Annotated in this window: 10 protein-coding genes and 3 tRNA genes; 7 read left to right on the top strand and 6 right to left on the bottom strand. The window is 62.4% G+C overall.

Going from position 1 to position 12639, the window contains the following annotated elements; translation table 11 throughout:
• Nucleotides 1-225: 225 nt before the first annotated feature.
• A complete protein-coding gene (locus I6L39_RS00650; RefSeq protein ID WP_042074368.1) occupies nt 226-951 on the top strand; it encodes a MaoC family dehydratase in 726 nt (241 codons plus the stop codon).
• Between the two features lie 57 nt (nt 952-1008).
• Here I6L39_RS00650 and I6L39_RS00645 read toward each other — a convergent pair whose 3' ends face one another.
• Together I6L39_RS00645 and I6L39_RS00640 are read right to left on the bottom strand one after the other, a co-directional pair.
• Complete coding sequence (locus tag I6L39_RS00645) at nt 1009-1992, bottom strand: DUF481 domain-containing protein (RefSeq protein ID WP_216990740.1); 984 nt, start codon at nt 1990-1992, stop codon at nt 1009-1011.
• Nucleotides 1993-2014: 22 nt separating this feature from the next.
• Nucleotides 2015-2932: a L,D-transpeptidase family protein gene (locus tag I6L39_RS00640; protein WP_216990739.1), complete on the bottom strand. Its 918-nt coding sequence runs from the start codon at nt 2930-2932 to the stop codon at nt 2015-2017.
• Between the two features lie 355 nt (nt 2933-3287).
• Here I6L39_RS00640 and I6L39_RS00635 point away from each other — a divergent pair.
• Nucleotides 3288-3377 (top strand) — tRNA-Ser (locus I6L39_RS00635).
• A gap of 305 nt (nt 3378-3682) precedes the next feature.
• Here I6L39_RS00635 and I6L39_RS00630 read toward each other — a convergent pair.
• Both I6L39_RS00630 and I6L39_RS00625 read right to left on the bottom strand, forming a co-directional pair.
• Nucleotides 3683-4033 carry a cyclophilin-like fold protein gene (locus I6L39_RS00630; RefSeq protein WP_216990738.1) on the bottom strand — a complete coding sequence of 117 codons (351 nt, stop codon included), beginning with the start codon at nt 4031-4033 and terminating at the stop codon, nt 3683-3685.
• A gap of 162 nt (nt 4034-4195) precedes the next feature.
• Nucleotides 4196-5269, bottom strand: a complete 1074-nt coding sequence (locus tag I6L39_RS00625; RefSeq protein ID WP_216990737.1) for an alpha/beta hydrolase — start codon at nt 5267-5269, stop codon at nt 4196-4198.
• A 200-nt stretch (nt 5270-5469) separates the two neighbouring features.
• On the opposite strand from I6L39_RS00625, the gene I6L39_RS00620 reads away from it, so the two are divergent.
• Nucleotides 5470-6354, top strand: coding sequence for a LysR family transcriptional regulator (locus I6L39_RS00620; RefSeq protein ID WP_042074374.1), 885 nt, complete (start codon nt 5470-5472; stop codon nt 6352-6354).
• A gap of 481 nt (nt 6355-6835) precedes the next feature.
• On the top strand, nt 6836-7666 hold the full coding sequence (locus tag I6L39_RS00615; protein WP_216990736.1) for an SPOR domain-containing protein: 831 nt from the start codon (nt 6836-6838) through the stop codon (nt 7664-7666).
• Nucleotides 7667-7967: 301 nt separating this feature from the next.
• Here the strand turns inward: I6L39_RS00615 and I6L39_RS00610 are convergent, their stop codons facing one another.
• Entirely contained in the window at nt 7968-11405 is a 3438-nt protein-coding gene (locus I6L39_RS00610) for an ATP-binding protein (RefSeq protein WP_216990735.1), read from the bottom strand.
• A gap of 249 nt (nt 11406-11654) precedes the next feature.
• Between I6L39_RS00610 and I6L39_RS00605 the strand changes: the two genes are divergently transcribed.
• Both I6L39_RS00605 and I6L39_RS00600 read left to right on the top strand, forming a co-directional pair.
• Nucleotides 11655-11730, top strand: a tRNA-Gly gene (locus I6L39_RS00605).
• A gap of 55 nt (nt 11731-11785) precedes the next feature.
• A tRNA-Cys gene (locus I6L39_RS00600) sits at nt 11786-11859 on the top strand.
• Between the two features lie 66 nt (nt 11860-11925).
• On the opposite strand, the gene I6L39_RS00595 is transcribed toward I6L39_RS00600, so the two are convergent.
• Nucleotides 11926-12213, bottom strand: coding sequence for a hypothetical protein (locus I6L39_RS00595; protein WP_042074377.1), 288 nt, complete (start codon nt 12211-12213; stop codon nt 11926-11928).
• Between the two features lie 215 nt (nt 12214-12428).
• Between I6L39_RS00595 and I6L39_RS00590 the strand changes: the two genes are divergently transcribed.
• Complete coding sequence (locus I6L39_RS00590; RefSeq protein WP_209794484.1) at nt 12429-12629, top strand: YbfA family protein; 201 nt, start codon at nt 12429-12431, stop codon at nt 12627-12629.
• The last annotated feature ends 10 nt before the right edge of the window (nt 12630-12639 follow it).

The raw sequence follows: 12639 nt of genomic DNA, 5'->3' as shown, positions 1-12639 counted from the left end.
GATGGCAAGGGCCCCGCCTGTTTCCCCTTTTTCGGCCCCGATATTTTCTCGTTTGCGACCCTTATCTCAATCGTTTTCCTGCCCGTTTTCCCCCGCATGTTAGTGACCACTCCCGCGCCTGGTACAGTTGTACGCCGAGATTTTTTTGTACTTGCGGATGAAACTTTCATAAAATGGGACTGGTTAGACCTCTTTACAGGCTGTTAATCGAATAGGGATCGGTAAATGAAAGTTGTCGATTTTCTGAAGCACAAGCGCGAAATCCTGGCGCAACACCCCTTTGAGCTCAAGGATTGGCTCTCCCCGGCTATCCGCGACTACTGGCGTGAGTTTCAGCAAAAGGCACACCTTCACCCCTTGCTGGGGCGAGTGCTGGATCTGCAGGGGGAGTCCCAGAACGCCCGGCAGCAGGACTCCGCCAGGGTGTCGCAGGTGGCGAACGGCCAGCCTGCCATGACGCAGGATCCCGTCGTCGAACTCGAGGGGGAAGCCGCCGCACTCTATGCGGCGCTGCAGACCCGCATCGGGGAGGAGACCCACGTCGGCGAGTGGCTGTCTATTACCCAGGGGCTGATCGATCAGTTCGCGGCCGTGACCGGTGATCATCAATGGATCCACACCGATCCCGAGCGCGCGGCGGCCGAGTCGCCGTTCAAGACCACCATAGCCCACGGCTTCCTGACCCTGGCCCTGCTGCCGCAGCTGACCGGTTCGGTGGATGAGGCGACCCCTGAGTTCCCGACCGCCCGCATGGTGGTGAACTTCGGCCTGGAGCAGGTTCGCTTTCCCTATCCCATCAAGGTGGACAGCAACATCCGTGCGCGCACCAGGCTGTCGCGCGTCACTCCCATCAAGGGCGGGATAGAGCTGCTCAAGGAGATCAAGATAGAGATCGAAGGGATCCGCCGCCCTGGCTGCGTCATCGAGTCGGTGACCCGGATCTACTTCTGACGCCCGCTCGCGGCGATGAACGCAGGCCCACTTCGGTGGGCCTGCGTCGTTTCCGGGCTAGAAGCTCGCGCCCAGGGTGATGAGGTGGCGCCACTCCTTCTCGCTCAAGTCCAACTGGACGTCGTGGTAGTCGAGCCAGGCATCGTCCCAGTCCAGCTCGCTGGACCAGGAGAGGCGCAGGTGGTCGTTGAAGTAGTACCTGAGCCCCAGGCTGCCGCTGATGGACTGTTTCCTGGTCAGGTAGGGGGAGGGTTGATCGATGAACTTCTCGTAGCTCCCCTTGCTGAACAGCTCCAGCTTCTCCTCCCACAGGGAGAAGGGGTGCCGGTAGTCCCAGCCCAGGTTGACGAAGGGATAATTGATGATCCTCTCGTCAAACAGGTCCGAATTGCTCCACACCTCCGGCCTGAAGTAGGCCCGCTCCAGGCCGAGTTGGCTGATAAGCTCCATCCGGCGCTTCTTGTCATTCCAGAAGCGGTATCCCGGGCCAGAGGCATAGTCTATTTCCAGATAGCCCGCCTCTATCATGTTGTAATCGATGTCGACGGAGGAGCGCAGGAACCAGTGGTCGTCGAAGAAGAAGTCGAGCTTGGGCTTGAGCTTGTATTCGTGGCTGTCGGTGATGTTGTTCGCCGTCTCGTAGATGTATTCGCCATCCAGGCTGTAACGCCAGTCCAGATTGGCAAGCTCGGTGGAGACCTTGAGATTGACGTTGTTGGTCTTCTTGTCGCTCTCTTTCAACTTGATGTTCAGATCCCCGGTCCCGGTCAGCAGCCAGGCATGGGCGTCGTCAGGGGAATCCAGCAGGGGGATCCCCGTCTTGGTCAGGGGCCTGGGCTTCTCCTGTTTGTCCAGGCGCCAGCGCTTGATGGCCTGACGCTGGACAGTCATGGCCTGGCTGTAGGCGGGCTTGATGCGGATCTGCTCGTCCGTGATCTCCTCTATGATCCCGGTCAGGCGATCGCCGTTGTGCATCCAGAGGATGTCGGCCATGGCGGCGGAGCCCGGCAGCAGAAGCAGCAGGCAAAGTGCGTATCGCATCCTGTTCATCATCGCCCTGGCCTCAGCCGCTCACGGGCGCCGGCAGGCCGTTCCGGCTGTCGAGCAGGGCCGTCACCCTGGCATTGTCTATCTCAGGGTCGGCGATGAATTGCTCGGCCTCGGGGGAGAGCACCAGAGGCGCACCGTCGGCCATCTCCGCTTCGGTGCGGGAGAGGGGGGAGTGGACCTCCAGCCAGCGGCGGCCATCGGGTTCCACCGCCATCTTGACCGGCTGATTGATCACCCGCACCTGGGTGCCGACGGGGACCAGGCCGAACAGGGTCTCGATGTCGTCCGGGCGCAGCCGGATGCAGCCGGCGCTGACTCGCAGGCCGACCCCGAAGTCCTTGTTGGTGCCGTGAATGAGGTAGTCCCTGTTGCCATAGCCGAGGCGCATGGCGAACTTGCCGAGGGGATTGTCCGGGCCGGGGGGGACCACGGCGGGCAGGTCGATGCCTTTCTGCTCCAGCCAGGACTTGCGCACCATGGGGCCGGGCACCCAGGTCGGGTTCGGGTTTTTCGCGATGACGGTGGTGGTCATCTCCGGCGTCTCGCGCCCGATGTCCCCGATGCCGATGGGCAGCACCATCACCTCCGCCTTGTCCTTGGGGAAGTAATAGAGCCGCAGCTCCGGCAGGTTGATGACGATGCCCTCCCGCGGCACGTCGGGCAGCAGCATCTGGGTGGGCAGGGTCAGCCGGGTACCTGGGGTGGGCAGATAGGGATCGACACCAGGATTGGCCTCGAGCAGCGCCAGAAAGCCGATCTGGGTATGCTTGCCAACCAGCTCCAGATGATCGCCCGGTTGTACTATGTAGTCCTCCAGCTCGCCGATGAGACGGCTGTTGGCTGGCGGCAGGGGATAGGTTTTGGACCAGACCGGCGCGGCCCAGAGGCTGGCGGCGGCCAGCAGCAGTGAGACGATACGTGTGTTCAACATGGTTTTTCCTATCGACTGTGGGTGAGGGATGCGCGTCCCTCCCAAAAAATGAGCAGCGATTGTCAACCAATCGTTCGGGGATTACCAGCGTCAGCCCAGGTCCTTCCTGCCTGGATGGCGGCAGGTTGAGCCGGTTTTCGGCACAAAGGCTCCTCGTCGCCGGGAAAGGGGTCATTATGCCCCCGTCCCGCCTGGTGACAGCTGCTGGCATGGTTGGGCTGGCCCTCCGTTAAGCCTTGGAGGCATCCGAGGCGCGCACGGGGTCGCGAGATGGCGGTTTTATCGCCAGTCGTCTGATCTGCAACGAGATTTACGTTGATTTCCCGGCCGGGGTTGAGTCAATATGAGGGCCCGCGGAGAGATGCCGGAGTGGCCGAACGGGATTGACTCGAAATCAATTGTGGCAGCAATGCCACCCAGGGTTCGAATCCCTGTCTCTCCGCCATTCATCAAACCCAATCTGTACAACAGGTTGGGTTTTTTGTTTATGCACCTGTCGTGGTGCGGCCCTCCCGCATGGCGTGGTGCCGGCCTTGGCCCGGTGAATCTGCCCGTGCTGGTCGCCTGCACATGCCCCCTCCGGGTTTGCCCCTCCTCCCTCTGACCGAGACAAAAAACAGCCGCAAGGCGGCTGAAAGAGCGAGTCATCATTCGTGACCCGGCCGTAGGCATTCGAGTGCCCCCCTAGAGCGGTTTCGACAGCGGCATGGTGCGCCTTTATTTCACGACCTGATGATGAAGGGGGGCGCGTCATTTGACGGCGTCGATGGTGAGGGTGCCAGAGGGCAGGGTGGTCAAGGCATCCAGACCCGATTCAATGCGTCCCAGCTTGATGAGCCCGGTTGAATAGCCAAAGTCCCGATAGAAGATCGCCAGATTGCCCCAGGGGGCGTAATAGCTGATATCCCCCACGTCCGGGTCCATGCCCTTGGGCGCACCCTGGGTGGTCAATTGGCGCGGTAGATAGGCAATCTTTTCGGTCTCGGCATAGTCCTCGAACGGCAATGTCAGGGGGAGCATGGCGAAAAAGTCCCGGGCGCTGTCACTCTCTTCCAGGGTGGCCGTGATGAGCTGGCCGGCGATGGTGATCTTGATGTTCATCTCTCTTGTACTCCGGTTGGCGGCCGATGCGCAGGTGACAGCCAGGAGCAGGGCTGTCGCACAGGGGAACTTGCCTCTGATCATCATTCGTCTCCCGACATGGGCGCGGCGCCGTCATCGATGAGAAAACACGGCGAAACGGGGCCGCCGTGTTTTCGACACTCACTTCAGGTTGGTCTTGAAGAACTGTTCAATCCTGTCAAATGGGATCTGGTCCACCCGATCGTAGAGATCGATGTGGCTGGCACCTTTGACGATGTACAGCTCCTTGGGCTCATTGGCTGCCGCGTAAGCCGTCTCGCTGAAGTAGCGCGAATGGGCCTTCTCGCCGTGGATCAGCAGCAGCGGACGTGGCGAGATCTCCTTGATGTAACTCAAGAGCGGCATATTCATAAACGAGAGGGGGGTGGTCTGTGTCCATGCGTGACCGGAGTTGACCGCCCTCGCGTGATAGCCGCGCTTAGTCATGTAGTAGTCGTGATAGTCCACCAGAAACTGCGCCTCGCCCCCCTTGAGCGTGTTGTAAGCGGCTTGGTAGGCTGGCGCGCCGTTTGCCGCATCCTGCCAACGCTGCTGGCTCAGTTGCTCCAGTATCTCGGTTCGTTGCGCAAGGATCATGCTGTCGTTGTAGCCCTTGGACATGACGCGGGTCATGTCGTACATGGTACTGGCAACCACGGCCTTGACCCGCTTGTCCACAGCGGTCGCATTGAGGGCCATTCCGCCCCAACCACAGATACCTATGATGCCGATGCGGTTGCGGTCGACTTCCTTTTGCAGGCCGAGGAAATCGACGGCGGCGCTGAAATCCTCGGTGTTGATGTCAGGCGAGGCCACATCCCGCGGTTGGCCGCCGCTCTCGCCGGTAAAGGAGGGGTCAAACGCCAGGGTGATGAAACCTTGCTCGGCCAGGGTCTGGGCATAGAGGCCGCTCGATTGCTCCTTCACCGCGCCGAAGGGGCCGCTCACGGCAATGGCCGCCAGCTTGCCATCCCCCCGGTTCTTCGGCAGGTAGAGGTCGGCGACCAGGGTGAGGCCGTAGCGGTTCTTGAAGGTCACCTTGCGATGATCGACCTTGTCGCTCTGGGCAAAGGTCTTGTCCCACAGTGTCACCATGGAGACGGGCTCGGTAGGGTCGGTGGTTTGTGCGTGGCTCATGGCGGATGCTCCGGTCAATGCGGCGCCCAGCAACAGGGCGGACGCGATGGTGCTCAGTTTCTTGGGAAGAACATTCATGGCAAGGCTCCTTGAGAACAGATTCCCGATCCCTGGCATCAGGGAGGTGGTGGTGTGACCCACGGCAGCATTCTAGTTAGAACCATTCGTGATGATTAGGCCGGGATTTTTGATAACATTAATGCGTATTTGTTATTAATCTGGGCGTGCATTGGGCCCTGAACGGACCATGGCGGGCTGAGAGAGGGGAGTGGGACCAGATGACAAGCCGAGAGAATTACAACGATCTCCACGTCTTCATGCTGGTTGCCCGGGAAGGCAGTTTTACCCGGGCGGCTGCCAGGCTGGGGCTGGCCCAGTCGGGAGTCAGCCGCACCATCCGGGAGCTCGAAGCCAGGCTCGGGGTTCAGCTGCTGGTGCGCACGACCCGCAGCCTGTCGCTGACCCAGGCCGGCGAGCAGCTGTACCGCACGACGCAGGGCAGCTTTCAGGCCCTGGATGCGGGGCTGGCCACGCTCGCCCACTTTCGCGACACCCCGTCAGGCACGGTACGGATCAACGCCAGTCAGCACGCCATCGACAAGGTGCTGCTGCCCAAGCTGGCCCTCTTCAGACAACGTTATCCCGACATTCGGCTGGAGCTCATCAGCGAGAACCGCTTCGTGAACATCATCGACGAGCGCTTCGATGCCGGTGTGCGGCTGGGGGGCGAGGTGGACGAGGGAATGGTGGCCGTGCGCATCACCCCGGACATGGAGATGGTGATGGTGGCGACGCCGGATCACCTTCTGCAGTACGGTTTTCCGCAGGCACCTGCCGATCTGGCGGGGCATCCCTGCATCGCCTACCAGTTTGCCGATGGCAGCCTCTATTCGTGGGAGCTGTGGCAGGAGGGCAAGCCCGTCAGGCACAGGCCCCGGGGGCAGTGGGTCTTCTCCGACAGCTACATGGAGGCGGCGGCGGCAAGAAGGGGGCTGGGGCTGGCCTATGTGCCGGAGGAGCTGGTCACCGATGAGCTGGAGCGCGGAACCCTGATCCGGGTGCTACAGCGCTTCAGCCACCGCCTGGATGGCCTCTTTCTTTACTACCCCCATCGCAACGTGTCACCTGCCCTGAGGGCCGTCATCGACACGCTGAAACTGTAAAGACAGACGACTGAGGCCTTGGCATATGGCGCCGACTGGGTGAACGCCATGATGCCTCAACCGTGTTTGCAGGGGGGGACTCGGGCATGTCGGCCTGCCGGGCGCCTATGGTGGCATCACCCATCGGCGCGACACGGGGTAGATACCAGAGGAAACAGGCGTCTGGAGGCGGATTGGCCCCCTGGATAGGCACAGGATTCAGGCCAAGTTCAGCGCGATCCCGGTATGGTGCTCAGCGCCGATGCGATGCAACGAATGGCAAGCGAGGCGGCTGCCGGCGCAGGCCTGCCCGTCGACCGTCCGAGACGCCAGGAGCCGCGACCCGTAGTGACTCCCAGGGCTTGTTCTCACGGGCGATATCCATTTCCTGCCCCTGCCCTATGAGCCGCCGGGAGCCGCCGGGAGCCGCCGGTTCCGATGCCGGCCATGATGCCTTTCTGCCGCACCGGCCCCCCCATTCTCATGCCGTCCAGGAGGACATATGACCGGATGCCATCTGCGCAAGTGCCACCCCGCCTCTCTCATTCGCCAGACAGGGATCGGTCTGGCCGCCGGCATCTTGTGCTTCCTGGTGCTGAGTTATTCAGATCCTTCTGCCCGAAAGGACGAGCCCGAGGTGGGGGAGGTCGCTCCTGCACCGGCGGAGGCCAGTCTGTCTGCTGCTGGCCCGGATGGGGCCAGTGGCGCCGCAGCGACGTTGAGCCCACCGGCTGAGACCGGGTTCCCCCTGCCTTCCTCGCCCGAGTCGATCAAGGGGCAGGCCGACGGTGCGGCCGGCAGGCTGACCCCCATGCTGGATGCGCCGGTCAGCGGCGCCCTGCCCATCGTGGCCGAAGAGGTCGTACCGTCTGAGCCGCCAATAGCTGCCGCCTCCTCGGCGCCCCTGGTTGCGGCCGAGCCTGCCGCGATCCCCGAGCCCGTGTCCACGCCTGCCCCGGAGCCCGTGTCCAAGCCGGCAGCGACATCGGTGTCCAAACCGGCCCCCGCGCCGCAAGGCAAGGCGTCCGGCAAGGTCAGCCTGACGCCCGCCAGCGTCCTGCACCAGAAGAACATCAACCACCTCAGCATCCAGCTGATGGGCGCGAGCAGTCTGGATGCCGTCGCGCAGTTCGTGCGCGTCAATCGGCTCGTCGGTCAGGTGTGGATCTATCAGACCCGGTTCCACGGCAGCCCCTGGTACGTGGTGCTGAAGGGGGAGTATGCCGGCCTGAGCCAGGCCCAGGCGGCCATTCGCCAGCTGTCACCAGCCCTGCAGAAGGCGGAGCCCTGGCCCAAGTCCTTTGCCCAGGTGAATCGAGAATTGAAGTCATAAGCCTGCAGGAAGGGGATGGGCCTGAGTGAACAGGCCTGATCCCATGGGGCTTGGGTTGCCGGCGCCCTTGTGGGATAGGCAAGGGGAGGCTGATATGGGGTAGGCTGTCTGCCCTTGTCTCCTGGTCGCTTGCGCAATAGTGCAAGCGCTGGAGGCGTTCCTCCTTCGTCCTCGATGAGACAGTCCTAATGCAACACACCCGCGTCATTCGCGGGTGTGCTGTTTCTGGCATGCCATCAGTTCCATGTCTCAGGCTCATTCCGTCAACGGGATAAACGCCATCCGAGATCGCGCCGGCTCATCAGCCCTTGCGGCTGGCGAGTTGGCGCAGGCGCTGGGTACTCTGGAGCAGGCTCTGCTGCTGCACCTCGTTCAGGGGGCACTGCTTGAGCACGTACTCGGCGCTGGCCACCACCGTCTTCCAGCGCGGTGCCTTGGGCAGGGTGTCCAGGCTCAGGTACTTGTCGAGGGTGCGGGTCTGGGGGCTGGATCTGTCCATGTAGACCCGCCACAGCTTGCTCTTCTCCGCCAGCACTATCTTGCCCTTGCCGGTGCTCTGCTGCCAGGCATCCAGGGTGAGGCGCATGGTGTCCACCAGGGCGCGGCGCAGGGGCTCGTCATCCTGCTGGCGAATGAGGTTGTCGGCCAGCGATCTGAATTCGCCGCCGAGCCGGCTCAGTTCCCCCAGCAGATGACCATCCTCGATGATGGCCTGGCGCGACAGGCTCTTGAGGGCGTTCTCCAGCGCCATCACCCGGTTGTCGTCGGGCCGCTGCTCGGTGCTGAGGGTCAGCGCATAGGCGTGCTGCCCCCCAAGGTTGATGGGCAGGGCGCGGGCATTGAGGGCATCCCTCTGGCCCGCCACCAGGAAGCTCAAATCCTGCTCCGGGTGCGCCGCCATGTCGGGCCACTGGCTGGCCAGCGGGCTGGCCAGCCACTCGTCCAGCGGCAGCCCCTCCATGGCTTCCGGCTCCTGGCCCAGCAGGCGGGCCAGTGCCCGGGAGGCGAACAGCACCACTCCCTGACCGTCGATGAAGACGATGGGGTCGGCCCCCTCGCCGAGCAGGGCCAGCAGCCGCTCCTGATCCTGATGCAGCTGCTCCTGCAGCAGCAGGCGGTGCTCTATCTCCTGCTTGAGCAGGCGGTTCTCCACCAGGGAGGCGCGCCCGGCGCTCGCTTCCAGCAGCGCCTTGACCCGGGCGAACAGCTCCTCCTTGCAGAAGGGTTTCACCAGATAGTCGTTGGCCCCAGCGTTGAAGCCCTCCTCGATCTCCTTGGGCTGGTTGAGGGCGGTGAGCAGCAGCACCGGCAGTTTGTCCTTGGGGTGCTGCTGGCGCAGGCGGCGGCAGACGTCGAAGCCGGAGAGGGTGGGCATCATCACGTCCAGCAGGATGAGATCCACCGGCTCCTGGGCCAGCTTGGTCAGGGCGTCGTGGCCATCGCTGCTGGGCAGGATGCGGTAGCCGCAGGGCTGCAGCAGGTGGCGCAGTATGTGCAAGTTGATGGGCTCGTCGTCCACTACCAGGATGAGGGGCGCATCCTCGGGGGGAGGGGGGAGGTCATCGCTCTCCCAGTCCGGCAGGATGATGGGCTGCTGGCGCACCAGCTGGTGCTCTATCTGGCGGCTGTCGAGGGTCAGGCTGCCCGCCTTGCCGCTCGCCAGCGGCAGGGTGAAGGCGAAGGTGGAGCCGACGCTCGGCTCGCTCTCCACGAACAGCTCGCCCCCCATCAGGTGCACCAGCTGGCGGGTGATGGAGAGGCCGAGGCCGGCCCCCTGCTTGCTCACTTCAGGGCTCATCTGCACCAGGGGCTCGAAGATGTGCTCCAGATGATCCGGGGCTATGCCGATGCCGGTGTCAGTCACCCTGATGCGCAGGAAGTTGCCCTCCACCAGGGCGCTCAGCACCACCTTGCCCTGAGGCGTGTACTTGATGGCGTTGCCCACCAGGTTGTAGAGCACCTGTTCGAGGCGCTGCTCGTCCGCCAGCACCGGCGGCAGCTCGGCGGGGCTGATGTCCACCAGGGTGAGGGGCTTGGCCTGCACCAGGTGCTGACAGAGATCCAGCACCAGCCGGATGACGCCCTTGGAGGAGACCGGCTGGGGGTGGATCTCCAGCTGGCCGTAGCGCATCTGGTGGTAGTCGAGCAGATCGTCCACCAGGCGGGCCAGACCGTCGGCGCTCTTGATGATGAGGCCGAGCTGTTTCTGTTGCCCCTCGGTGAGATCCTGCTGGCTGGCGAGCATGGATTCGGCCATCCCCTTGATGCCGTGGATGGGGGTGCGCAGCTCGTGGGAGGTGTTGGCCAGGAGCTCGTCTTTCAGCTTGTCCGCCTGCTGCAGGCTGAGGTTCTGCTTGTGGGTCAGCTTGACCTGCTGCTGCAGCTCCTGGGTCTGGCGTTCGATGAGCTCTATCTTGTCCTTCACCGAACGCTGCATGTGTCGAAACGCCTGGGCGAGGCGGTCGATGTCGTCGTCGGTGCGCGGTATGGTGATGGGGTGATCCAGGGCGCCGTCGGCCACCTGCTCGGCGGCAGCGGTGAGGGATCGCAGGGGCGCCGTGATGGAGTGGGAGAGCCAGCGGGAGAAGAGGATCAGCAGCAGCAATGAGCCTGCCCCGAGGGCGATGACCAGGGTCTCCAGCTGGCGTATGGGGGCATAGGCCTCGCGGGTGGAGATCTCGGCGATGAAGGCCCACTCGGTGTCGAACACCTTGACCTGGGTGTAGGCGGCCAGCACCTCGTCATCGTGGTAGGAGAGGAAGGGGCCCACCCCCTGCTCCCCGGAGAGCGCCTTGATGACCAGCGGGGTCTGCAGCGGCCGGAAGTCGGGGCCGAAGCTCTTCTCCACGCTGAACTCGGGGGCCAGGGAGGCGTTGGCGCGCATCCGTTTGTCCGGGCCGATGAGGATGGTCTCGCCGGTCTCGCCGAGTCCCTCCCGCTCGGCCATGATCTGGTTCAGCTTGTCCGGCAGCAGCTCGAAGATCACCACGCCGCGCACATAGTCGTACTGCATCACGGGGGCCGCCATATAGGCGACCACCTGGCCGGTCAGCTCGTTGCGGCCGAAATCGGTGAACTCGAAGATCTGCTGGGGCTTCTGGCCACCGTCGAGGCGGCGCTTGATCTTGGCGAAGGTGTTGCCAAGGCCGCTGGTCTGATAGGGGCCGGAGAGCAGGTTGGTGGCGAAGTTGGCGTGCTTGGTGACCGAATAGACCACGTCGCCGTTGAGATCCACCAGGAAGATGTCGCTGTAGTTGGACTTGCGCACCATGTCGGCATAGCCGCGGTGGAAGCGCTGGTGGACCCGGCCATACATCTCGTCCGCCAGGATGAGGGCGCTGATGGAGGGCTCGATGTCGCTGGTGCTGTCGGGTTTTTGCAGCTGATCCCAGGAGCCGGGCACATAACGGGCCTGGGCGCGGGCGCGGGCCTCCTGGGGGGTGGTGCCGAGCTTTTCGAAGGCGCCGGTGAAGCCGTAGAAACGGCCGATACTGTTGCCGGCAAAGTCCTGCTGGGAGAAGTTGATGATCTGCTCCCTGAGGTTGTCGAAGTAGTCTTCCAGCTGGCTCTTCTTGATGTTGCGCACCGACACCAGGTGATTGGAGGTCTGGGTGGTGAGATCCTTGCCGTGGCTATAGAGGAAAAACAGGGTGACGACCAGGAAGGGTACCAGGCCCAACATGAAGAAAGCCAGCATCAGCTGGGGTCTGAGCCCACGAGGCCTGAAGATCCATTTCATCGCGCGATTTTCAATTGAGAATCCAGTTACTAAGCGCGACGAGTTTCTGACTAAAGGCTAACTATTTCAATGGCTTTATCTGAAATTCGCTCGCCGGGTCACAGGGAATGGCGGGATTTTCGACCAAGGCGTTCAAAGCCTGAGCAAACGCTCCGAAAAAGCGCGCAAAGTCATAAAAAAGGGTTGTGCCCGGGCTCGGGGTACGTATAATGCGCCTCGTTGTCAGGCAACTGGCACGCAAGCAGTCATGCGGGAATAGCTCAGTTGGTAGAGCACGACCTTGCCAAGGTCGGGGTCGCGAGTTCGAGTCTCGTTTCCCGCTCCAATTCTCCATCGCACCAACGATGGATATCACTCTCAAGGCAATGCCTTGTCAGCATGGCGCGTTAGCAAAGCGGTTATGCAGCGGATTGCAAATCCGTTTAGTCCGGTTCGACTCCGGAACGTGCCTCCATCTTCCCCCTGTTTTCCCGGTCGGCAGCAAGCTGAAGCAATAGATTGCACATCCCGTGCGCCAAGATCATGGCTGCTCGGCGAGTCGATCGCACCCCTGTCGTTGCCACTCCTTGTGCAGATGGTGTTCCATCTCGATCAGCGCCTCCCCCCGGAACCTGAACGCCAGTTCACCGCCGTGCTCGGCCAGGGCGGTCATGCGCTGGGTCAGGATCGCGCACTGCCACAGGCTGACGGTGGGCACGCCGTGATAGGCGATGTCGATGGCGTCGGCGCGATTGAGCCGCCACTCCTGCCACTGGCTCCAGGCGAGCAGTCCCAGCACGCTCAGGAGCGCCACATCCGCGAGTCTCATCCTCTTCTCTCCCCGTCGTTCCCATCCCCCCGTTAACTCTGGTCCAGCCGTCGCTTTTTGCCACGCTTGTTGTTTTTTGGTTAAAAAATGTAACCCAATTTCATTTTATGGCTTTTTAGCCATTTTTTTACAAAAAAATGGCCATTGCGGTGTAGTAATCCTACAGCTTGTGGAGTAATCTTTGCTCAGTGGTCTTACCAGTGAGGCGTTATATCATGTTTCATCCCTTCTCCCTGACTCAGATAATCCTTCGCCGCATCTTCGTCCTGGTGGCGGGTCTGCTCGCCTTCCCGGTGATGCTGTTTCGCCGCGACCGTGCCCGTTTTTACAGCTACCTGCACCGCATCTGGAACAAGACCAGCACCAAGCCGGTGTGGCTCAAGATGAGCGAGCGAGGGGAGCGGATCTTCTACTGACTCCGCTCCA

The organism is Aeromonas sp. FDAARGOS 1409 (genome assembly GCF_019048705.1).
Classification (GTDB): Bacteria; Pseudomonadota; Gammaproteobacteria; order Enterobacterales; family Aeromonadaceae; genus Aeromonas; species Aeromonas sanarellii.
Note: the sequence above shows the minus strand (reverse complement) of the source record. Positions and strands in the feature narration are given on the sequence as shown.

Bases quoted from the DNA above. Each gene is read 5' to 3' on its own strand.
- I6L39_RS00650 (WP_042074368.1), top strand. From the start codon at position 226: ATGAAAGTTGTCGATTTTCTGAAGCACAAGCGCGAAATCCTGGCGCAA.
- I6L39_RS00645 (WP_216990740.1), bottom strand. From the start codon at position 1,992: ATGCGATACGCACTTTGCCTGCTGCTTCTGCTGCCGGGCTCCGCCGCC.
- I6L39_RS00640 (WP_216990739.1), bottom strand. From the start codon at position 2,932: ATGTTGAACACACGTATCGTCTCACTGCTGCTGGCCGCCGCCAGCCTC.
- I6L39_RS00630 (WP_216990738.1), bottom strand. From the start codon at position 4,033: ATGAACATCAAGATCACCATCGCCGGCCAGCTCATCACGGCCACCCTG.
- I6L39_RS00625 (WP_216990737.1), bottom strand. From the start codon at position 5,269: ATGAATGTTCTTCCCAAGAAACTGAGCACCATCGCGTCCGCCCTGTTG.
- I6L39_RS00620 (WP_042074374.1), top strand. From the start codon at position 5,470: ATGACAAGCCGAGAGAATTACAACGATCTCCACGTCTTCATGCTGGTT.
- I6L39_RS00615 (WP_216990736.1), top strand. From the start codon at position 6,836: ATGACCGGATGCCATCTGCGCAAGTGCCACCCCGCCTCTCTCATTCGC.
- I6L39_RS00610 (WP_216990735.1), bottom strand. From the start codon at position 11,405: ATGAAATGGATCTTCAGGCCTCGTGGGCTCAGACCCCAGCTGATGCTG.
- I6L39_RS00595 (WP_042074377.1), bottom strand. From the start codon at position 12,213: ATGAGACTCGCGGATGTGGCGCTCCTGAGCGTGCTGGGACTGCTCGCC.
- I6L39_RS00590 (WP_209794484.1), top strand. From the start codon at position 12,429: ATGTTTCATCCCTTCTCCCTGACTCAGATAATCCTTCGCCGCATCTTC.